21 protein-coding genes and 1 tRNA gene are annotated in these 19,761 nt (G+C 64.1%); 11 read left to right on the top strand and 11 right to left on the bottom strand.

The window, feature by feature from the left end:
• The first annotated feature begins 46 nt into the window (after positions 1-46).
• The 3 genes from ACYQ4Z_RS08835 to ACYQ4Z_RS08825 all read left to right on the top strand — a co-directional run bounded on the left by ACYQ4Z_RS08835 (position 47) and on the right by ACYQ4Z_RS08825 (position 2,560).
• Complete coding sequence (locus ACYQ4Z_RS08835; RefSeq protein ID WP_459860717.1) at positions 47-1,681, top strand: ATP-binding protein; 1,635 nt, start codon at positions 47-49, stop codon at positions 1,679-1,681.
• A 46-nt stretch (positions 1,682-1,727) separates the two neighbouring features.
• A tRNA-Thr gene (locus ACYQ4Z_RS08830) sits at positions 1,728-1,803 on the top strand.
• Between the two features lie 4 nt (positions 1,804-1,807).
• Entirely contained in the window at positions 1,808-2,560 is a 753-nt protein-coding gene (locus ACYQ4Z_RS08825) for a M48 family metallopeptidase (RefSeq protein ID WP_219973143.1), read from the top strand.
• A 22-nt stretch (positions 2,561-2,582) separates the two neighbouring features.
• Here ACYQ4Z_RS08825 and crcB read toward each other — a convergent pair whose 3' ends face one another.
• Genes crcB through ftsY form a run of 4 tightly spaced genes read right to left on the bottom strand, consistent with a single transcriptional unit; the run spans position 2,583 to position 5,489 of the window.
• Positions 2,583-2,975, bottom strand: a complete 393-nt coding sequence (gene crcB / locus ACYQ4Z_RS08820) for a fluoride efflux transporter CrcB (RefSeq protein ID WP_219973142.1) — start codon at positions 2,973-2,975, stop codon at positions 2,583-2,585.
• A gap of 27 nt (positions 2,976-3,002) precedes the next feature.
• Positions 3,003-3,899 (bottom strand): cell division FtsX domain-containing protein, encoded by an 897-nt coding sequence (locus ACYQ4Z_RS08815; protein WP_459860708.1) that lies wholly within the window; start codon positions 3,897-3,899, stop codon positions 3,003-3,005.
• Entirely contained in the window at positions 3,896-4,564 is a 669-nt protein-coding gene (locus tag ACYQ4Z_RS08810; RefSeq protein ID WP_219973140.1) for a cell division ATP-binding protein FtsE, read from the bottom strand. The genes ACYQ4Z_RS08815 and ACYQ4Z_RS08810 overlap by 4 nt, the downstream gene beginning before the upstream one ends.
• Before the next feature lie 13 nt (positions 4,565-4,577).
• Positions 4,578-5,489, bottom strand: coding sequence for a signal recognition particle-docking protein FtsY (ftsY, locus tag ACYQ4Z_RS08805; RefSeq protein ID WP_119335583.1), 912 nt, complete (start codon positions 5,487-5,489; stop codon positions 4,578-4,580).
• A 96-nt stretch (positions 5,490-5,585) separates the two neighbouring features.
• Here ftsY and ACYQ4Z_RS08800 point away from each other — a divergent pair, with 96 nt between their 5' ends.
• From ACYQ4Z_RS08800 to ACYQ4Z_RS08780, 5 genes are read left to right on the top strand one after another with little or no spacing between them, the layout of a single operon-like run.
• Positions 5,586-6,983 (top strand): M16 family metallopeptidase, encoded by a 1,398-nt coding sequence (locus ACYQ4Z_RS08800; protein WP_219973138.1) that lies wholly within the window; start codon positions 5,586-5,588, stop codon positions 6,981-6,983.
• Positions 6,980-8,401 (top strand): M16 family metallopeptidase, encoded by a 1,422-nt coding sequence (locus ACYQ4Z_RS08795; protein WP_219973137.1) that lies wholly within the window; start codon positions 6,980-6,982, stop codon positions 8,399-8,401. The genes ACYQ4Z_RS08800 and ACYQ4Z_RS08795 overlap by 4 nt, the downstream gene beginning before the upstream one ends.
• A gap of 21 nt (positions 8,402-8,422) precedes the next feature.
• Positions 8,423-8,983: a 16S rRNA (guanine(966)-N(2))-methyltransferase RsmD gene (gene rsmD, locus ACYQ4Z_RS08790; protein ID WP_219973136.1), complete on the top strand. Its 561-nt coding sequence runs from the start codon at positions 8,423-8,425 to the stop codon at positions 8,981-8,983.
• Entirely contained in the window at positions 8,970-9,458 is a 489-nt protein-coding gene (coaD, locus tag ACYQ4Z_RS08785; protein WP_119335587.1) for a pantetheine-phosphate adenylyltransferase, read from the top strand. Before rsmD ends, coaD begins: the two co-directional genes overlap by 14 nt.
• Before the next feature lie 29 nt (positions 9,459-9,487).
• Positions 9,488-9,739: a YfhL family 4Fe-4S dicluster ferredoxin gene (locus ACYQ4Z_RS08780; protein ID WP_219973135.1), complete on the top strand. Its 252-nt coding sequence runs from the start codon at positions 9,488-9,490 to the stop codon at positions 9,737-9,739.
• A gap of 17 nt (positions 9,740-9,756) precedes the next feature.
• Here ACYQ4Z_RS08780 and ACYQ4Z_RS08775 read toward each other — a convergent pair whose 3' ends face one another.
• On the bottom strand, positions 9,757-10,239 hold the full coding sequence (locus ACYQ4Z_RS08775; RefSeq protein WP_119335589.1) for a CreA family protein: 483 nt from the start codon (positions 10,237-10,239) through the stop codon (positions 9,757-9,759).
• A 46-nt stretch (positions 10,240-10,285) separates the two neighbouring features.
• Between ACYQ4Z_RS08775 and aat the strand changes: the two genes are divergently transcribed.
• The 3 genes from aat to ACYQ4Z_RS08760 are packed head-to-tail and all read left to right on the top strand — an operon-like array spanning position 10,286 to position 12,960.
• Positions 10,286-11,110, top strand: coding sequence for a leucyl/phenylalanyl-tRNA--protein transferase (gene aat / locus ACYQ4Z_RS08770; protein WP_459860703.1), 825 nt, complete (start codon positions 10,286-10,288; stop codon positions 11,108-11,110).
• Positions 11,107-11,874: an arginyltransferase gene (locus ACYQ4Z_RS08765; protein ID WP_459860701.1), complete on the top strand. Its 768-nt coding sequence runs from the start codon at positions 11,107-11,109 to the stop codon at positions 11,872-11,874. Before aat ends, ACYQ4Z_RS08765 begins: the two co-directional genes overlap by 4 nt.
• A gap of 48 nt (positions 11,875-11,922) precedes the next feature.
• Positions 11,923-12,960 carry a quinone-dependent dihydroorotate dehydrogenase gene (locus ACYQ4Z_RS08760; RefSeq protein ID WP_219973168.1) on the top strand — a complete coding sequence of 346 codons (1,038 nt, stop codon included), beginning with the start codon at positions 11,923-11,925 and terminating at the stop codon, positions 12,958-12,960.
• Here the strand turns inward: ACYQ4Z_RS08760 and motD are convergent.
• The 6 genes from motD to flhA form a co-directional block, all read right to left on the bottom strand.
• Entirely contained in the window at positions 12,896-13,765 is an 870-nt protein-coding gene (gene motD / locus ACYQ4Z_RS08755; protein WP_219973133.1) for a flagellar motor protein MotD, read from the bottom strand. The genes ACYQ4Z_RS08760 and motD overlap by 65 nt on opposite strands.
• Before the next feature lie 11 nt (positions 13,766-13,776).
• Entirely contained in the window at positions 13,777-14,562 is a 786-nt protein-coding gene (locus tag ACYQ4Z_RS08750; protein WP_219973132.1) for a flagellar motor protein, read from the bottom strand.
• On the bottom strand, positions 14,559-15,488 hold the full coding sequence (locus tag ACYQ4Z_RS08745; RefSeq protein ID WP_325162785.1) for an RNA polymerase sigma factor FliA: 930 nt from the start codon (positions 15,486-15,488) through the stop codon (positions 14,559-14,561). Before ACYQ4Z_RS08745 ends, ACYQ4Z_RS08750 begins: the two co-directional genes overlap by 4 nt.
• Positions 15,485-16,189 (bottom strand): hypothetical protein, encoded by a 705-nt coding sequence (locus ACYQ4Z_RS08740; RefSeq protein WP_459860699.1) that lies wholly within the window; start codon positions 16,187-16,189, stop codon positions 15,485-15,487. The genes ACYQ4Z_RS08745 and ACYQ4Z_RS08740 overlap by 4 nt, the downstream gene beginning before the upstream one ends.
• A gap of 12 nt (positions 16,190-16,201) precedes the next feature.
• Positions 16,202-17,557, bottom strand: a complete 1,356-nt coding sequence (gene flhF / locus ACYQ4Z_RS08735; RefSeq protein ID WP_459860698.1) for a flagellar biosynthesis GTPase FlhF — start codon at positions 17,555-17,557, stop codon at positions 16,202-16,204.
• A 104-nt stretch (positions 17,558-17,661) separates the two neighbouring features.
• On the bottom strand, positions 17,662-19,752 hold the full coding sequence (gene flhA / locus ACYQ4Z_RS08730) for a flagellar biosynthesis protein FlhA (RefSeq protein WP_459860749.1): 2,091 nt from the start codon (positions 19,750-19,752) through the stop codon (positions 17,662-17,664).
• Positions 19,753-19,761: the final 9 nt, after the last annotated feature.

Below are 19,761 nucleotides of genomic sequence, written 5' to 3'. Positions count from 1 at the left end.
CGGACCGATTCGCTCCCTACCCCAAGGGGGATGAAGGGTGTCGGCGATGGCCCCTCTTCCGGCGCGGCGCAAGTTACCAATCGGAATCCAATCCTTCCGGAAGATTCGTGAAGGGGGCTTTTACTATGTCGACAAGACACCCTTCATCGCCGCGCTGGCCGAAGGCGCCAACTACTACTTCCTTTCCCGCCCGCGGCGCTTTGGCAAATCGCTCTTTCTCGACACGCTGGCTGCGGCCTTTGCTGGCGAACGAGCGCTTTTCACCGCCCACGACGGTAGCGACTGCACGGCACCGCGGCCAGCGCTCTACCTTGCCGACCATTGGGACTGGGAACAGCGCTACCCCGTGGTGCGCATCTCGTTCGGCCAAGGCATTCGCCTTTTCCCCGAAGAGCTCGATGAGGCGATCGCTTGGCAGCTCGAAACCAACGCGGCGCGACTCAATGTGCCGATCAGCCAAGCGCACGGCATCGCGGAGCGCTTTGCCGACCTGATCACCGCCGCTGCCGAGGCGTATCGCCAACGCACCGTCGTGCTGGTCGACGAATACGACAAGCCGATCCTCGACCACATCACCCGCCCGGACCTTGCCGCTGCGATGCGCGAACGGTTGCGTAACTTCTACAGCGTCCTCAAAGAGCGCGACGCCGATCTCCACTTCGTGTTTCTGACAGGGGTCAGCAAATTCAGTAAAGTGAGTCTCTTTTCAGGCCTCAACAACCTGGCAGATATCACGCTGATCGACGAGTTCGCAACCCTTTGCGGCTACACCGAATCCGATCTCGACACCGTTTTCGCCCCCGAATTCGTCGCTGCCGAGCAGGAGGGTTGCCCGCTTTCCCGTTCAGAGGTGCGCGCCTGGTACAACGGCTACTGGTGGAAGGGAAACGCTCGGGTCTACAACCCGTTCGACGTCCTGCAGCTCTTGCGTTTCCGCACATTCCGTCCGTGGTGGTTCGAAAGCGGGACGCCAACCTTCCTGGTCGAACTGCTCAAAGAGCGCGCCTTTTTCACCCCCCGGCTCGAACGCCTCTTTGCCACCGAAGCGCTCCTGTCGTCGTTCGACGTCGAAGCGATCGAACCCGAAGCCCTCCTTTGGCAGACCGGCTACCTCACCATTGCCGATGCCCACTCGGCTGGAGGGCTCATCGAGTACGAGCTCACGCTGCCCAACACCGAAGTGCGCACCGCGCTCAACCAAGCGCTAACCCACGTGCTCCTTCCTTCCCGTCCGGGTGAGAGCCTCACCCAAATCGTCCGGATGTTGCAACAGGGTGACTCCGAGGGCCTGCAGCGCCACTTCGTCCGTCTTTTCGCTTCGATATCGCACGACTGGTACCGCAACAACCCGATCGCCCAGTATGAAGGGTATTTCGCGAGTGTCTGCTACAGTCACCTGGCCAGCCTAGGGTTACCGCTCAAAGCGGAAGCGGTGAGTGAAGCAGGACAGGTCGACCTCGTGATCGAGGCGGGTGCGACGGTTTGGGTGATCGAATTCAAAGTGGTTTCCGGGGATGCTGCCACAGGGGAAACCCTGGCCCAAATCCAGGCGCGTGACTATGCCGCACCCTATCGCGGCAAGCCAGGCGTTGCCCGTGTGATCGAGCTTGGCGTAGAGTTCAGCAAGACTCGCCGAACCTTGGTCGGATGGCACGCGCACGAATGGGTCGCCCAACTTTAGCGCGATGACAGACGCCCTATGCTATAATGCGCCCCGCTTCTCATCCGCCGGCATAGCTCAGCTGGTAGAGCAACCGCCTTGTAAGCGGTAGGTCGTCCGTTCGAGTCGGACTGCCGGCACCAGCTCATGACCAAACCCCACCACACCCTCACCATCGCGTCAGAAACGGTCGCCGTTTACCGCAAAGCGATCAAACACCTCTACTTGCGCGTGCGTCCCGAAGATGGCACGATCTGCGTCTCCGCACCGCGCTTCGTTTCCGATAGCGCAATCCGCCACTTCGTCCTGAGCAAATGGGAATGGATCGCGCGGCAGCGTACGCGCCTGGCGCACCACCCTTCTCCCGGAAAGCCCCTGGTAGACGCTGCGTGCCTTACCGTAGCGCAACCGCTCTGGTTCGAAGGCAAGCCATACCGCCTGGTATGGGTACCCGGCACCGCACGCGCTGCCGTGCGCTGCGACGCGGCGACGCAAACGGTCACGGTTGCGGTTGCGCGTACGACGCCGCTGGAACGGGTGGCGCGTACGGTGGAAGCGTGGCTTCGCGCCGAACTCAAAACGCGCGCCGCGGCACTCATCGCACAATGGGCGCCTTGTATGGGCGTGACCGTGGCCGACTGGGGCATCAAACGGATGAAGACGCGCTGGGGCACTTGCAACGTCCGCGCCCGCCGCATCTGGCTCAACCTGGCGTTGATCGCCCACCCTCCCGCCTGCCTGGAATATGTGGTGGTGCATGAACTCACCCACCTTCTGGAACGCCAGCACAACGCCCGTTTCCATGCGTGGATGGACCGGTTTTTACCGGATTGGCGCGCGCGTCAGGCGCAACTCAATGGTCTTCCCCATCGCGATGCGTTTTCCGAACGGGGAAACTAGGCCGCCCGACACAGCCGCACCATCACCGATCGAGCAGCCAACCCATCGTCACCAAGCCGGCGAACGTCATCGCCACCGAACCGCCCAGATGCAGCAGCACGGAAACCGCAAACCAGCCGTAGCGCTCGTGTTGCAACAGATGGACGAGCTCCGCAGAAAAGGTGGAAAAGGTGGTAAGCCCACCGCAAAAGCCGGTAACGATCAAGAACCGCCACGCCGGCGCCAGGTTGGGCAACGCCGCAAACCAGCCAAGCGCCAGACCGATGAGGTACCCCCCCAACAGGTTTGCTGCGAGCGTCCCCAGCGGGATCGTCGTCCATAGCCAGTTGAGTTGCACCCCCAGCCACCAGCGCAGCACCGCGCCAAAGCCCGCGCCGACGAAAACAGCCGCCACCGTCCGCCACGTTTCGGTCATCTGCTTCCTTCCCTCACGTTTCGTTCCTCAGCGCAGCGACCGCGGCAGAAGCGCTCGAAGCGGATAGGCCAACACCACCAGCGCGGGCGGCAGCGCAGCAAGAAGCGCCGCCGCGCCGCTCAGCACCGCAACGCGTGCAGCCGAATCGGCCGGCACCGCGCCCCAGAGCCGATGGGCGAGCAGGCGCAGCGGGTCGCCGTCGAAGCCGTACGCACTGAGCCAGGTACTCCAGGCCGGGCTCACCCACTGGTACGCGGCAAACACGAACAGTGCGGCGGCGCCAGCGGCAAGCAGCGCCCCCAACCAGACCCGGTGCCACAGCGGCAACAGGGTGGTGATACGCCCTCCACCCAGCGCAAAGCGCAACGCGCACGCCTCTGCAGTCGCGCGCGCCGCATGCGCGATCAGCGCGCCAAGCGCCGCAAACCACAGCAGCGCTACCAGTGCCCCCAGCCCCTGCGCCAGCCGTGCGCCCCACGTGTGCCACGCCTGCCACCGTGCCAACCACGTCGCGTCATAGACCACCTGGCGGACGTCAGGGCGTTCGCGAAGCGCCCCGACGGCATCGGCAAGCGCGTCGGCATCCCACTGGCGCGGCACGAGCCGCACCACGGGCGGCAACACCAACGCGGCGGTGATTTCGGAGTCTTCCAGACGCAACAGCGCGCGGACATCGTCGTCAGAAAGACGTTCTGCACGCTGCCACTGCCCCGTTTCTGAAGCAGTGCGCACGAAGGTTTGTGCCGCGGCATCGGCGTCGAGTGCGAAGACGACCATCACCGCGAACTGGTCGCGCTGCGCTTGGAGCCAAAAGGATAACGACGCCACGAGTACCCCCAGCCACACCCCCCACGCGACCACGCCACCCAGCGTCACCGCGTGCCAAAGGAGTCCGAAAATGGGGCGCGTGCGGCTGAGGGTCACGGGTGCACGTCCTCGACTACGCGGCCGCGCACCAGCGTCACCCGCCGCACGGGTTGCTCATGAAGAAACGGCACGTCGCCCCCCGTCGCGACCAACACGGTTGCGCCGGCAGCGTGCGCTGCGGCAATGAGGCGCCACAAGCGCATCGCGGTTTCCGTGCACGCTCCTGCGATGGGTTCATCGAGCAACAACAGGATTGGCGCATGGAGCACGGCGCGAACCCACAGGGCAAGTTGCCGTTCCGAGCCCGAGAGTTCGTGCGGGAACAACTCGGCTTGTTCGGCAAGTCCCAATTCGTCGAACCATTGCCGAACCCGAGCGTGCGCGCGGCGGCGTGGCGTCCCCTGGACGATGAGCGGCAACGCCACCGATTCGATTACGGGTTGATCGGCGATGAGCGGCCATTCGGCAAAGAGCATCCCAACCCGACGCCGCCAATAGGGAAGCGCGCGCGCCGGCAACCGTTGCAGTGAGACGTCGTCCCACCACACCTCCCCTTGGGTGGGGCGCAGCAGCGCTGCGATGATGCGCAACAACACGCTCTTACCTGCATGACGCGCGCCACGAAGCCACACCCACTCGCCCCGCGCAATGGTAAGCGTCACCCCCGCGAGGATCGCAAGGCCCGGTTGCGGCGCATAGGTGAGGTCCTGCACGCGAATCATAAGCGGCGCGCGCTCATTCCAAGCGTTCTAAGCCCACCAGCGCGGCGACGAAGTCGCGCGCGACAAACGGCCGAAGGTCATCTACCCCTTCGCCGACACCGACGAAACGAACCGGTTTCGGCAGCCGTTTCGCAAGCGCCGCGATCACACCTCCTTTTGCGGTGCCGTCGAGCTTGGTGAGAATGAAACCAGTGACGCCGATCGCTTTGTCGAACGCTTCGGCCTGCGCGATCGCGTTTTGACCGATATTGGCATCGAGCACCAGCAGCACTTCGTGCGGCGCGCTGGGTTCCGCTTTTTGAATCACCCGTCGCACCTTGGCGATCTCTTCCATGAGGTGGAGTTGCGTGGGCAAGCGCCCCGCGGTATCGACGATGAGCACGTCATAGCCGCGCGCTTTCGCGGCCTGCACCGCATCGAACGCCACCGCGGCGGGGTCACCCTTCTCTTGCGCGATCACCGGCACGCCGTTACGTTCGCCCCAGATCACCAACTGTTCGCGCGCCGCGGCACGAAACGTGTCGCCCGCAGCCAGCATCACCTTCTTGCCTTGCGCTTGGTACCAACGGGCGAGTTTCCCGATCGAGGTCGTCTTGCCGGCGCCATTTACGCCCGCCACCATGATCACGAAGGGGTGCGCGACGCTGACGTCGAGCGGCGCTTCCAAAGGCGCCAACAACGTTTCGAGCTCGTCGGCCAGCACCTGACGCAGCGATTCGGCCGCTTCCAGCCGGTCCCGCTTGATCCGCTCACGGATCCGCGCCATCAGGGTTTCGGTCACCTCGATACCGCAATCGGCCATCAGCAGGGTGGTTTCGAGCTCTTCCAGGAACGCTTCGTCGATCTTGCGCCCGGTAAAGAGCGAAACCAATTGCCCGCGGGTGCGCGACAAGCCCGCTTTGAGGCGGTGCAACCAACTGAACATGGCGAACCTTTTGTCCGTTTTGCCGTCGAATCTTGCGATTATAAACGATCCCCTTGGGAATCGGCTATCATCGCGCGATAACGAAAGGAGCAGCTGATGAAGCGATGGCTATCGATCGCGGTTTTTTCCGTGTGGTTTTTCGGTTTCGGTCCTGTGCATGCCGAATCGCAACCGCACGCCACACCAATGCAGGCACCACACGTCGTTACCGCTCGGCTCGACAACGGCATGGAGGTACTGGTGGTTCCGGATCATCGCGCACCGTCGGTCGTGCATATGGTCTGGTACGACGTCGGCAATGTCGACGAGCCCGCAGGCAAGAGCGGTGTAGCCCATCTGTTCGAACACATGATGTTCAAAGGAACGAAGACGGTACCCGCGGGGGAATTCAACCGCCGCGTCGCCGAACTGGGTGGGCAGGACAACGCCTTTACGAGCCGCGATTACACCGCCTATTTCCAGCAGGTGCCCCCGCAAGGGTTGCCCACGGTGATGGCGCTCGAGGCGGACCGCATGGTGAACCTCACGTTCGACCCAGACGCGTTTGCGAAAGAGCGCAACGTGGTGATCGAAGAGCGTAAGCTCCGTACCGACGACGTCCCCGAGGCGCTGGGGTACGAAACCCTCATGGCGACGCTCTTCTTCGCCCACCCTTATCGCAATCCGATCATCGGCTGGCCCACCGATCTTGCGGCGCTTACGCTCGACGACGTCAAAGCGTGGTACGCCCGCTGGTACGCCCCCAACAACGCCCATTTGGTAGTGGTGGGCGACGTCGACCCGGAATCGGTCATTGCCGAAGCCAAACGCATCTACGGGCAGATTCCTGCGAAACCGGTCCCGACCGTGCGCGAACGGACCCGCACCGACGAACCGCCACAGCACGGGCCGAGACACGCGGTGGTCTATGGCAAAACGGAACTACCCAGCGTGACGCTTGCCTGGAAAGTACCCCCACTCACGGACCCGGACCGTGATCGTACCGTCGCAGCTTTGGTGGCGTTGGCCGCGGTGCTCGACGGCTTCGATGGCGCGCGCCTGCCGCAGGCACTGGTGAAAACGCAGAAAATTGCCGTTTCGGTCTCCGCCAGTGCCGACGTGATGGGCCGCGGCCCGGGCATTTTCGCGCTCGACGCCCAAGCCGCCCCCGGGGTCTCCCCAGATCGGCTCGCCGCGGCGCTCTATGAGGCGGTTCAGCGCGTTGCCCGCGAGGGGGTCACCCCAGCCGAACTCGAACGCGTGCTGCGTCAGTACGAAGCGCAGCAAGTCTATCAGCGCGACTCCCTGATGGGACAAGCGATGCGCATCGGCATGGCGCGCGCGGTGGGGTTGCCCTTTGATGCCGAAGTGCGCTTCTTACGCCTCTTACAAACCGTGACGCCTGCCGAAGTGCAGCAAGCGGCGCAACGGTGGTTCGACCCAACGACGATGACCCGCGTCGATGTCCTGCCGCAACGCGCCACTCAGGAATCTGAAGAGGAGCGGACGCAATGAGTGCCCCCCGGATTGCCCATTCACGCCTGTTCCCACGCCGTCTGTACCATTGGCTGACCACGGTGGCTTTGGCCCTGCTCGTGGGGTTTGGTTTGACCACGCCGGTTCGGGCCGCGGTGAGCGACCGCTTCGTGGTTGACGGGGTTCCCGTCGACTTCGTGATGAGCCCCGGCATCCCTCTGGTCGACGTCATCGTTTCGTTCGACGCGGGCAGCCGCCGCGACCCGCCCGGCAAAGCTGGCCTCGCGGCGCTCACGCGAACGCTTCTCACTGCAGGCACGACGCAACACGACGAACAGGCGCTCAGCGAGGCGTTTGCCGATCTGGCAACCGACCTTACCGGCGGCGTCGACCCAGACCGCGCGACGCTCTCTTGGCGGACACTGGCAAAACCGGAAATCCGCTCCGCCGCGGCGACGCTGGTTGCGGAGGTGCTCAGCGACGCCACCTTTCCGGAAGCGGTCTTTGCTCGGGAACAGGCGCGCATGATCGCGGGGTTGCGCGACGCGCTCACCCGTCCGGAGGTCCTGGCCGAACGGGCAATGACCGCGGCGATCTATCGCGACCACCCGTACGGGCAACTGACCACGGAGGCGTCGCTGGCTCAGCTTACACGCGACGACGTCGTCGCGTTCTTCAAACGCCATTACACCCGCGCAACCGCTCAGGTGACGATCGTCGGCGCGCTCACCCACGACGAAGCCGCGGCGTTGGCGCGCACGCTCGTTGCGGCGCTGCCGCCAGGCGAAGCGTTGCCGGCGCTGCCCCCGGTACCCGCTCCGGCGACAACGCCGCAGACGATCGTGCGCGACCATCCGTCGGAACAGACCCATTGGGCGATTGGTATGGCAGTGCTGTCGCGCGACGACCCTGACTATTTTCCGTTACTTGTCGGCAACTGGATTCTGGGCGGGGGGAGCTTCAGCGCTCGGTTGATGCAAGAGGTACGCGAGAAACGGGGCTACGCCTACAGCGTCTATAGCGCGCTCGAGCCCCTGGCACAGCCTGGCCCGTTCGTCATCCGCCTGCAAACCCGTGGCCGTCATGCCGACGCGGCGCGCGAGGTGGTCGCTGCAACCCTTGCGCGCTTCCTCGCCGAAGGACCGACACCCGAAGAACTGGCGTTGGCGAAACGCGCACTCGCCGACGGCTTCGGCCTACGGATCGACTCCAACCGCAAGCTCGCCGCGTTTCTCTCCGTGGTCGGCTACTACCGACTGCCACCCGACTGGCTGGAACGCTACCCCGAAGCGGTGCGCGCAGTGACGATCGAACAGATCCGCGACGCGTTTCGCCGGCGCATCGATCCGAACGCGCTCGTTTGGGTACGGGTGGGCGGTGCTGGCGACCAACCCAACGCCCCAAGTTCCGCGTCGAACGCGCCCCCGGCACCCGACGCGGCGGCAACGGCGCACTGAACGTCAGGCAGCGCAACGAATATGGGGCACGTTCGCATCATCGGTGGCGAATGGCGCGGGCGACGCCTTACCTTTCCCGAAGCGCCCGGGCTGCGCCCTACCCCGGATCGGGTACGCGAAACGCTCTTCAACTGGTTGGGACAGCGGCTGAACGGCCGGACGTGCCTCGACCTCTTCGCCGGTAGCGGCGCGCTCGGTTTCGAAGCCGCGTCGCGCGGCGCGCAACAGGTGTTCCTGGTCGAGCGCAACCGGCGGCTCGCCGCGTCGCTGCACCGCTGGGCGCAAACCCTTGCACCAGAAAGGGTAGCCGTGGTGGTGCGCGATGCGTTACAATGCGCGGCGGCGTGGACGGAGCCGGTCGATCTGCTCTTTCTCGACCCACCCTACCGCGCTGGCTGGCTCGAGAAGCTCACCCCCCACCTCGATCGCCTGGTCAAAGCCTCCGGCACGATCTACGCCGAAGCCGAAACGCCGCTCGACCATTTGGGCGCGTGGCAGGTGGTGAAACGGGGTAGCGCGGGCCAAGTCCATTACCATTTGCTGGAGCGTTTGCCACAAACGAATTCCGATGAGGCCCAGTAACAGCACAGTCGTCTATCCCGGCACCTTCGACCCGATGACCAAAGGGCACGAAGATTTGGTGCGCCGCGCCGCACGGCTCTTTCCCGAACTGATCGTCGCGGTGGCGCGCAGCCATGGGAAAAATCCGCTCTTTTCGCTGGAAGAGCGGGTCGCGATCGCGCGCGAGTCGCTCGCTGATCTTACCAACGTCACCGTGGTCGGGTTCGACGGGCTCTTGGTCGATTTTCTGCGCGCCAACGGGGCGCGGATCCTCCTGCGGGGCTTACGCGCGGCTTCCGATTTCGAGTACGAATTTCAAATGGCGGGGATGAACCGCAAGCTCTATCCGGAAATCGAAACGGTCTTCTTGACCCCGGCAGACGAATACATGTTCATCTCTGGGACGATGGTCCGTGAAATCGCCCGACTGGGTGGTGACGTCTCGCGCTTCGTCACCCCGGCAGCGCTCCACTATTTGCAACGACGACTCTCGTAACCTTTCCCCAACCCTTGAGGAGTAACGCAATGGCTCTGAAAATCACCGAAGAGTGCATCAACTGCGACGTCTGCGAACCGGAATGCCCCAACAACGCGATCTATCAGGGCGACGAAATCTACGAAATCGACCCGGACAAATGCACCGAATGCGTGGGCCACTACGACGAACCGCAATGCCAGCAGGTGTGTCCGGTCGACTGCATCATCGTCGACCCGGCGCACCAGGAAACCAAAGAGCAGTTGATGCAGAAATTTCTCAAACTCACGGGCGGGAACTGACGTCCGCGCCTCACCGCTCAATCGTCGAGGGGGATCTTCTGGTCCCCCACTGCGACCGCGGTGATGCTGTTCTTCGGGCTCCCTTCGATCAAACGGTCCGAATAGGTCAAATAGACCAGCACGTTGCGTTTGCGGTCGACCATCCGCACTACCTGCACCTTCTTGAAGATCAACGACGCCCGTTCGGAAAAGATCGAATCTTGCTGCGGCAGCGGACGCTTGAAACGGATCGGCGCCACTTGGCGGCAGGCGATCGACGCATCCGACGGGTCTTCGGCAACGCCCAACGCTCCTTTGATCCCGCCCGTTTTCGCGCGCGAAACGTAGCAGACCACGCCGTCGACGTCGGGGTCGGGAAACGCTTCGACCACGATCTTGTGGTTCGGCCCGATCAATTTCCACACCGTCGACACTTCGCCGATCTCTTCACCGGACGCAAGCGACGCCGTGAGGAAAAGGCCAAGCGCAAACCCAACCGATTGGGCGCAGCTTCGCTTCATGGCACAATCTCCCTAACCGTGTGACGCCAAGCGCAGCGATCGTACCATGATTCCCTGGCTCGACCCCACCGCGCCGCCCCACTTTCCGGCCACGGCGTCGGCGCTTACCGAACCCAACGGGCTGCTTGCGGCAGGCGGGGCGCTCACGCCGGCGTGGCTCGTGACCGCGTACCGCCACGGCATCTTCCCTTGGTACCAAGCAGACGAGCCGATCCTGTGGTGGTCGCCTGCACCGCGCATGGTGTTGCTGCCGGAAGCGTTTCGTCTGCACCGTTCGCTCAAGAAGCGCATGAAGCAGGTGCCGTTCGTTACCCGCGTCGATACCGCGTTCGATGCGGTGATCGCGGCGTGCGCCACCACACGTCGCGAAGGCACCTGGATCACGCCAGAGATGATTGACGCGTACACGACGCTGCACCGCCTGGGGTTTGCGCACAGCATCGAAGTGTGGCACGACGATCATCTGGTGGGCGGCCTCTACGGCGTCTGTCTCGACCGCATCTTTTTCGGCGAGTCGATGTTTCATTTCGAGCCAGATGCGTCGAAAATGGCGTTGGCGCGCTTGGTCCTCGAGGCGTTCGAACGAGGAATCGTGCTGATCGATTGCCAGATGAGCACCGCGCACCTCCGTTTCATGGGAGGCATGGCGATCCCACGCGACGCGTTCGAGACGGTGCTGGCGCGCGCGATCACCGCCGCTCCCGCACCGCAATGGTGGGGAGACGCGGCGCACCGTAGCGGTGACGCTGCTTGCGAAATACCGTCTCGTGGCGGCGCACCCTGCACCACGAGGGAGCTGGTGACGTGCCTGACACCGTGGCTTGCGGCCGCACGAGCGCGGGCGCCGGCGTTGCGCGAGGCATTCGCATGAACCAACGGAGCCCTTTGACGCCGCAAGAGCGTTGGGCTTGGTACGCTTCGGCTCCCTACCCCTGCCCCTACCTGCCGGGCCGCACGGCACGCTCCCGGGTGATGCTCCCTTTTGCCGAACCGACCCTTTTCGACTATCAAGAGCTGCTACAACGCGGCTTTCGCCGCAGCGGCGAACACCTCTACACCCCGGCGTGCGACGATTGCCGCGCGTGCATTTCGGTGCGGGTACCGGTGGCGCGTTTTCAACCCAACCGCAGCCAGCGACGCGCCGAAAAGCGGCTTTCGCAGCAACTGACCGCACGCGAACTCCCGCTTGCGTTTCACCGCAACCACTATGCGCTCTATGCGCGCTACGTCTCGTTGCGCCACGCATTGCCAGAAGCGGAACGCAGCGAACAGGCCTATATCGAGCACCTGTTGTGGAGTCCGTTCGATACCCGCTTGGTCGAATTTCGCACCGCGGAAGGCGTGCTCAAAATGGTCTCGCTCATCGACGTGCTGCCAGACGCCCTGTCAGCGGTCTACACCTGGTACGAGCCCGAAGAGCCGCACGCCTCCTATGGAACCTACGCGATTTTGTGGCAGATCGCGCAGGCGAAACGCGCCGGGTTGCGTTACGTCTACCTGGGGTATTGGATTGCCGGATCGCGCACCATGGCGTACAAAGCGCGCTTCCAGCCGCTCGAAGGATTCTGTCCCGGCCGCGACGCCGAATGGCACCCGGTCACGCCCCCGTTGGCGGCCGCGCATCCTTCGCGTTAGAATCGTTGCGTCTTTCCTCCTACTCCAAACGAGATGGCGTTACCTCCCATTCCTTACGCGCTCGTGCGCCCGCTCCTCTTTACCTTGGACCCGGAACAAGCGCACGAACTGACCTTGGCTGCTCTCTCCCGCTACGGCAAATGCGTCGCCCCCCCTCCACCACCCGAAGCCGCGCCCGTCACCGTGATGGGACTCCGTTTTCCGAATCGGGTGGGTCTGGCAGCCGGTTTGGACAAAAACGGGATTGCGGTCGATGGGCTCGCGCACCTCGGTTTCGGCGCGATCGAAGTGGGCACGGTCACGCCGAGGCCCCAGCCGGGCAACCCCAAACCGCGGCTCTTTCGCCTTCCCGAAGCGCAGGCGCTGATCAACCGCATGGGGTTCAACAACGACGGCGTGGAGGCGCTCGTTGCCCATCTGCGCCACCGCCGTTTTCGTGGGATCCTGGGGATCAACCTCGGCAAGAACGCGACGACCCCGATCGAAGCCGCGTTCGACGACTACCGCATGGGAATGCAAGCGGTTTGGGAGATCGCCGATTACGTCACGATCAACATCTCCTCCCCCAACACGCAACAGTTGCGTTCCTTGCAGGAGCGCGACGCCCTTGCGGCGCTCCTGGACGGACTCAAAGAGGAGACGGTTGGTCTCGAGGCGAAAAGCGGGAAACACACCCCGCTGGTGGTCAAGATCGCCCCGGACCTCGACGACGACGCGATTGCCGCAATCGCCGAAACGCTGGTCACGTTCGAGATCGACGGCGTGATCGCCACCAACACGACGATTGCGCGGGATGGCGTCGCGCACCTGCCGCACGGCAACGAAACTGGTGGCCTTTCCGGACGCCCCCTCTTTGCACGCAGCACTGCGGTGGTACGCGCACTTGCCGACGCCCTTCAGGGTAAGATCCCCATCATCGCTGCCGGCGGAATTTTGTGCGGAGACGACGCACGCGCGAAACTCGCAGCAGGCGCAACCCTCGTGCAGATCTACACCGGTCTGATCTATCGCGGCCCCAAGCTCATTGCGGAGGCGATAGCAGCGACGGCGGCAGAATGCTCGCGCCAGAAGGGGGAAGCGGCGTAACGGGCGTTTGTTCCTGATCGAGCCCCGCCATCGTCTCGAGCCGGATCGTCACCCGCCGATTGCGCGCCCGCCCTTGCGGGGTGAGATTGTCGGCGATCGGGCGCTGATCGGCGTACCCCACCGCTGCCAGGCGGCTTGGGTCGACACCCTCTTGGACGAAGAAACGGACCACCGCTGCGGCGCGCGCCGCAGAGAGCTCCCAGTTGGACGGAAACGCAGCACCCGGCCGCAACGGCACGTTGTCGGTATGACCTTCGACTTGGATCGGGAAATCGCCGCTTTGCGCCAAGACCCGAGCGATGGGGCGCAACGCCGAAAGGGCAACGGGCGAAAGATTTGCTGAGCCGCTGGGGAAAAGGATCTCCGCCCCCACGTCGATCGTCACGCCAAACGCCCCTTCGGTCACCCGCACGTCACCGTTTTCGATCATCGGTGCCAGTGCCGCACGCACCGCATTCGCGGTCTGAGCCGTCGCTTCCAGCGCCGCCTTGACCCGGGCTTCGCGCGACGTCTCCTCGTCGCCCTCTTTCCCGCCACGCCGCTTCACCGCGAGCGGCAATCCGGCGACAAAGGCTGGGATCACCGACTCTTCCCGCCGCTCGCCGGGTTTCGGCACCAGAACACCCGCCCGAAACGCTTCATAGATCGACTCGGACAGTACCCGATACTTCCCTTCGTTCACCGACGAGATCGAGTACATCACCACGAAAAAGGCAAAGAGGAGCGTAATGAAGTCGGCGTAACTCACGAGCCAGCGCTCGAGGTTTTCGTGCTCCTCACCCTTTTTCCGTCGCGCCCGTGCCATCGCCGTTCCCGCTAACCAATCGCCCCGCTGCCCGGTTCTGCTTCGGATTCACTCCCGGGCAGGAAACTGCGCATCATTCCCTCGACGAGTCGCGGATTCTCGCCGCTCGCGATGCCCACGAACCCTTCGACCAGCATCTGGCGGGTCAGGATCAGTTCGGCCGCGTAGGTGAGGAGTTTTTTCGAGATCGGGATATAGAGCAGGTTCGCCGAATAGACGCCGTAGATGGTGGCGACGAACGCCACCGCGATGCCACTGCCCAATTGAGCGGGGTCGGCAAGGTTCTCCATCACGTGGATCAACCCCAGCACCGCGCCGATGATTCCGATGGTCGGCGCGTAACCGCCAGCCGACTCCCACACCTTGGCGCGCACCTTGAACTGCTCTTCGAGCACTTCGAGTTCCGTGGTCAGCACCTCGCGCAGCCGTTCAGGTTCGATACCATCGACCAGAAGTTGCAACCCTTTGCGCACGAACGGGTCGGTTTCGGTCGCGATTTTGATCTCCAGCGCCAACAACCCTTCACGGCGCGCGGTACGCCCCCATTCCACCGCTTTGGCGATCCACTCCTCGGGGTCGCTCACCGGCGTGCGAAAGAGCCACCCCAACATTTTGAGCGCATCGACGAAAATCGGCCACGGCGTTTGAACGAAAAGCGCCGCGAAAGTCCCACCGAAGACGATGAGAAACGCACCGAACTGGACGAGCGAAAGGGGGTGCCCCCCTTCGACGACGAAACCGCCGACGATCGCAACCAACCCAAGCAGCAAGCCGACGACCGTGGTGAAATCCTTCATCCGCTCGCTCCCGGATCGTCCTTGGCGGCTTGCTTACGCGGCCGGCCGCGCCGCTTTCCTGCCGCGGCCGATTGTCCCAAAAGCTGCGCGCGGATGCGCGCAATCGCCGACGAGAGGATTTGCGAGACGCGCGATTCGCTCACCTCGAGCACCGCGCCGATCTCTTTGAGGTTGAGTTCGTGTTCGTAGTAAAGCGCGAGCACCGTCTGTTCGCGTTCCGGCAGTTGCGTGATCGCGTGCGCGATCCGGGATTGCAATTCCCGCCGTTCGGCGAGCGCTTCCGGATTGGCCGAATCGTCGCCAAGGTGGCGCTCGAGGAAATGCGCCGCTCCGGATCGCCCCTGGTCCTCATCGATCAGGTCGTCGTAGTAGAGAACCGCATGGCCTTGCGCCGCGGAAAGGGTCGCGAAATAGTCTTCGAGCGACCAACCGATGGCGTCGGCCACTTCCGCGTCCGACGGTTGCCGTCCCAATTGGTGGGTGAGCCGCTCGATCGCCGCTTCGACCTCGCGCATCGCCTGCCGCACCGAGCGGGGCACCCAGTCGTTGCCGCGCAGCGCGTCGAGCATCGCACCACGTACCCGCGCCACCGCGTAGGTTTCGAACTGCGCGTCGTCCTGGACTTCGTAGCGTTCGATCGCCTCCAGTAGCCCCATCATGCCGTACTGGATGAGATCGTCAAGCATGATGTTGGCGGGCAGTCGCGCAGCGAGCTGCATCGCCATCCGCTTGACCATCGGGGCGTAGTGTTGGACCAGTTGGTTGACGTCACGTGTGGTTTTTCCCGCCATACCCCACCATTTTGGATCGGGCGCATCCCGACAGCCGACGAAAAATGCGCGGTCGAGCTGTGCCAGCCACCGAGCGCGCGCAGAACCGCTAGCGCTGTTTTTACCACAACGCGGCGGGGATAGGGTCACACTCACGCGGCTACGCCCTCCGCCGGCCAGAGGGTATCGAGTAATGCTAATGGCGCGGCTTGCCAAACGGGTAACGAGGTTTGGCGCACGATCGCGCGCTGCAGGTGGGCAAGGAACCGGGCCGCTTCGCGCAGATCGGCGCCGTCGGCAAGGAGCGTGATGCGATCGACCCCCAGATGGACGAGTTCGCGCGCCCGTTCGAGCGCCGCCCGCCACCCGCTGCCACTTACTTCCGCCAAGAGCCAATGGCGCGGGGTGGAGGTCAGCCACCACGACGCGTCGGCAACGCTTGCCCCACCGCCAAAGAGAACCACCACGTCGTAACGCCGCGCGTGGTGCTCGAATGCGGCAAAGAGCCGCTCGCGCTGGGTTTCGTCGAGAAGCGGAAGCGCCACTGCCGCGGCTTTCAGGTTGAGGTACCCCCACCCTTGACGCAAGGTGAGATCGAAGCGTTGTCGTGGGGATTGCGTCTGCAACACCAACAACAGGTCCGCGGGTCGCCCCACGCCGCGCGCTTCGGGTAGCGTCACCGAGCCGGTAGCCTCATCCGCGAGCAGCGCCCGGCCGCTCACCGTGACCAGTCGCGTCATGAACCGTTCCGTCATCCGGGCCCAGTCGCGCCCCGCGGCATAGAGGCTATGCATCGCCGGGGGTTCGCGGCGAAACCAGCGCCGTAGCGTCGCTGCTTGATCGTCATGTCGCCACATCCTGCACCTCCGTCATGCACTGGCCGCGTGCGCCAACCACAGTGCCGCATCGTCTGCCGCAACCCGCCACGGCGCCTCTTCGCCGCGATTCACGCGAAAGGCGCGGTCGAGCAGATAGGCGCGATTCGGCAGATGGAGATCTTCGGGTACCCGCTGGCCGTTGGCCACGTAATGCACCAGAAGGCGATGGCGCACGACCACGTCGAGCGCAGCGGCTAGTGAAACCGCTTCGTCCGTTTTGGTGATGATCGCGCCCGCCAACCCTTCCCCGCCGAACGCGCGCACTACATCATCGAGCGTATCGCCTCGGCTCGCTGCGTTGAGACAGAGCAACCGTTTGACGACACCGCCCCCGGAAAGCATTGCGATCTGTTGCGCGACCGCTTTGTCGCGCTGGCTCAGCCCCACCGTGTCGATCAAGACGATGTGTTTGGTCGCAAGCTCTTGGAGGGTCAACCGCAGGTCTTGCGCGTCGCGCACCGCGAAGACCGGCACCCCCAGAATGCGTCCGTAGATGCGCAACTGCTCTTGCGCTCCGATCCGAAAACCGTCGGTGGTGATCATCGCCACGCGCGCGGCACCGAGCTGCACCACGCAGCGCGCGGCGATCTTCGCAGTAGTGGTGGTCTTGCCGACCCCCGTCGGCCCCACGATCGCATAGACCCCGCCTTTGGCGATCAATTCGTCGTCGTCACCGACCACCGCCAAACGCGCGCCAAGCCGCGCTTTCGCGGCCTCCCGCGCCGCGTCGGCCTCGGCGTGCGCTTCGATCTTGTCGCAGATCGCGCGCGCCAACGCCGGGGAAAAACCGGCGTCGAGCATCTCACCCAACACACGCGCGCGCCCCGGCGCTTTGCGGATCGCTTCGTTCCACGCAAACCCTGCCAGCTGCTGCTCGATGAGCGCGCGCACCTGCTGCAATTCACGCGCGAGCAGCGCATTCTGTTCGTGCAACGTCTCGATCTGTTGCGTCACCGTCGGGGACACCGCTGCCGCCGACGGTGGTTCCGGCTCAGTGACACTCCGTCCCGCGTCGCGCCCGAGCCGCTTCTGCAACGCTTCGAGCCCTGCTTTGACCCGCGCCGCTTCGCCGGCAGCGGCAACATCCTCTTGCCGTGCCGCATAGTCCGCAGTGACGATGCGGGGCGGTTCGAACGGGCGGATCGTTGTGGGTTTCGGCGCGCTGCTTTGCTTGACCGATGCCGCGGGGGGAGGTGATGATGCGATTTCGCTTGCGGGCATCGCGATGATCTCGACGCCACCGGGCACCGAGCGGTTCGCGAGTACGATCGCGTCCTCCCCCAGTTCTGCTTTGACCAGTTTCAGGGCTTCGCGCGCGGTGGCAGCTCGAAACTTTTTCACGTTCATGGTGGTCGCACTCCTTCGCTTCGTGCGGTCTTACCGCCATTATCGCGGCGAAACCAGGAAATCGACGTGAAGAGAAGGCGGGGAAAACCGCCGCAATTTCGGCGCTATGCGGCCCCGATCATCTCGACGATCTCGATCCCGCGGTTGTCGGGCATCTCGGCGTGCGACAACACCCGAAGCATGGGAACCGACCGCTTGAGGAAGCGGGCCAGAAGCCAGCGCAATTGTGGCGGGACGAGGAGGATCGGCGCTTTGCCGCTCTGCTCCATCCGCTGCGCGGCTTCGGAAATCCGGCGCAGCAGCGTATCGGCAAGTCCCGGTTCGATCGCCCCTTGCGCCGCCCCGCTCACCGCTTGCGACAGCACGCGTTCGAGCCCCGGATCGAGCACCAGCACCGGCACTTTCTGCTGCCCCGGAACGAGCGACTGCACGATCGCGCGCCCGAGCGCCTCCCGCACCCGGCTGGTGAGTTCGTACGGATCTTGCGTCTTCGGCGCATGTTCGGCGAGCGTCTCCAGGATCGTGCGCAGGTCGCGGATCACCACCCCCTCTTCGAGCAGCAACTGCAGCACTTTGTGGAGCAGCGTCACCGTCACGAGCGTCGGCACCACGTCTTCGACCAGTTTCGGCGCCTCTTGCTTGAAGCGATCGAGAAGCGCCTGCACCTCTTCGCGCCCCAGCAACTCTGCCGCGTGGTCGACCAGAATCTGGTTGAGGTGGGTGGCAACCACGGTCGCGGCATCGACTACGGTGTACCCCAGCGCGTACGCCCGTTCGCGTTGCGTGGCGTCGATCCATATCGCCGGCAAACCAAACGCCGGGTCGGTCGTTTCGCGTCCTGAGAGCGGCCCGGTCACCTGCCCCGGATTGATCGCGAGATATTGGCCTGGGAAGACTTCGGCGCTCGCGATTTCGACCCCTTTGACGATCACGCGGTAGACGTTCGGTTTGAGCTCCAGGTTGTCGCGAATGTGAACGGTGGGGGGCAAAAAGCCCACCTCTTGCGCAAAACGCTTGCGCAGCCCGCGAATCCGTTTGATCAGTTCGCCCCCTTGTTGCGGGTCGACGAGCGGGATCAGCCGATACCCCACCTCCAACCCCAACACATCCACGGGCTGCACGTCGTTCCATGTGGCCTCGACCGTCTCTTCGGTGGGCGGAGGCGGCGCGGTTCGCGCCGCTGCCGCGGCTTTCGCGACTTCGTGCTGCCAGCGCTTCCACGCCAGGAACCCGAGCCCGCCCGCGATGAGCAGAAAAACCAGATTCGGCATCCCCGGGATCGTCCCCAGGAGCCCGACGATCGCCGCCGCAATCATCAGGACCGGCGGTTTGCTGAAGAGCTGCCCCAAGAGCTGGCCACCCACGTCTTCCTCTTTCTCCTCTTCTGCGACGCGTGAGACCACCATCCCAGCGGCGATCGAGATCATCAGCGAAGGAATCTGCGCCACCAGCCCGTCACCGATCGTCAGCAGCACGTAGGTGTCGATCGCGCGGCCGAAATCCATACCGTGGACGATCGTCCCCACCGCGAGTCCCCCCAGCACGTTGATCAGCGTGATGAGGATGCCTGCGACCGCGTCGCCGCGCACGAATTTCGACGCACCGTCCATCGCACCGTAGAATTCGGCCTCTTTCTGAATCTCGCGGCGGCGACGACGCGCCTCGGCTTCGTCGATCAGACCCGCGTTGAGGTCGGCGTCGATCGCCATCTGCTTTCCGGGCATCGCGTCCAACGTAAACCGCGCGCTCACCTCGGCGATCCGTCCGGCCCCTTTGGTGACCACGGCAAAGTTGATGACCACCAAAATCACGAAGACCACCACGCCGATTGCGGTGTTCCCACCCACCAGGAACTGTCCGAACGACTCGATCACCTTACCGGCGGCGTCGGGCCCGGTGTGCCCTTCCAAGAGCACCACGCGGGTAGACGCGACGTTGAGCGAAAGGCGCAAGAGTGTCGTCACCAACAGCACCGCCGGGAATGCCGCGAATTCAAGCGGACGCTGCACGTACATCCCCACCAGCAGCACCACGATGCTCATCGCGATGTTGAAGGTAAACATCACGTCGAGGAAGAACGGTGGCAGCGGCAGCACCATCATGGTGAGCACGAGGAAAATGAAGACCGGCGCTGCCAAGAGCTTGAGTTTCGTCGGCGTCAGGAAACGGCGCCAGTCGAGCGCGGCAAGGTTCATCGGGCTCGC

Source organism: Hydrogenophilus hirschii (assembly GCF_054656675.1).
The sequence above is the reverse complement of the archived record's forward strand: the minus strand, read 5'-3'. Positions and strand labels throughout refer to the sequence as shown.

Coding starts and splice junctions, on each gene's coding strand:
- aat (WP_459860703.1), top strand. CDS start 10,286: ATGATTCCCTGGCTCGACCCCACCGCGCCGCCCCACTTTCCGGCCACG.
- ACYQ4Z_RS08750 (WP_219973132.1), bottom strand. CDS start 14,562: ATGAAGGATTTCACCACGGTCGTCGGCTTGCTGCTTGGGTTGGTTGCG.
- flhA (WP_459860749.1), bottom strand. CDS start 19,752: ATGAACCTTGCCGCGCTCGACTGGCGCCGTTTCCTGACGCCGACGAAA.
- ACYQ4Z_RS08780 (WP_219973135.1), top strand. CDS start 9,488: ATGGCTCTGAAAATCACCGAAGAGTGCATCAACTGCGACGTCTGCGAA.
- rsmD (WP_219973136.1), top strand. CDS start 8,423: ATGGGGCACGTTCGCATCATCGGTGGCGAATGGCGCGGGCGACGCCTT.
- crcB (WP_219973142.1), bottom strand. CDS start 2,975: ATGACCGAAACGTGGCGGACGGTGGCGGCTGTTTTCGTCGGCGCGGGC.
- ftsY (WP_119335583.1), bottom strand. CDS start 5,489: ATGTTCAGTTGGTTGCACCGCCTCAAAGCGGGCTTGTCGCGCACCCGC.
- ACYQ4Z_RS08810 (WP_219973140.1), bottom strand. CDS start 4,564: ATGATTCGCGTGCAGGACCTCACCTATGCGCCGCAACCGGGCCTTGCG.
- ACYQ4Z_RS08775 (WP_119335589.1), bottom strand. CDS start 10,239: ATGAAGCGAAGCTGCGCCCAATCGGTTGGGTTTGCGCTTGGCCTTTTC.
- motD (WP_219973133.1), bottom strand. CDS start 13,765: ATGGCACGGGCGCGACGGAAAAAGGGTGAGGAGCACGAAAACCTCGAG.
- ACYQ4Z_RS08795 (WP_219973137.1), top strand. CDS start 6,980: ATGAGTGCCCCCCGGATTGCCCATTCACGCCTGTTCCCACGCCGTCTG.
- ACYQ4Z_RS08740 (WP_459860699.1), bottom strand. CDS start 16,189: ATGTGGCGACATGACGATCAAGCAGCGACGCTACGGCGCTGGTTTCGC.
- ACYQ4Z_RS08800 (WP_219973138.1), top strand. CDS start 5,586: ATGAAGCGATGGCTATCGATCGCGGTTTTTTCCGTGTGGTTTTTCGGT.
- ACYQ4Z_RS08835 (WP_459860717.1), top strand. CDS start 47: ATGGCCCCTCTTCCGGCGCGGCGCAAGTTACCAATCGGAATCCAATCC.
- ACYQ4Z_RS08765 (WP_459860701.1), top strand. CDS start 11,107: ATGAACCAACGGAGCCCTTTGACGCCGCAAGAGCGTTGGGCTTGGTAC.
- coaD (WP_119335587.1), top strand. CDS start 8,970: ATGAGGCCCAGTAACAGCACAGTCGTCTATCCCGGCACCTTCGACCCG.
- ACYQ4Z_RS08825 (WP_219973143.1), top strand. CDS start 1,808: ATGACCAAACCCCACCACACCCTCACCATCGCGTCAGAAACGGTCGCC.
- flhF (WP_459860698.1), bottom strand. CDS start 17,557: ATGAACGTGAAAAAGTTTCGAGCTGCCACCGCGCGCGAAGCCCTGAAA.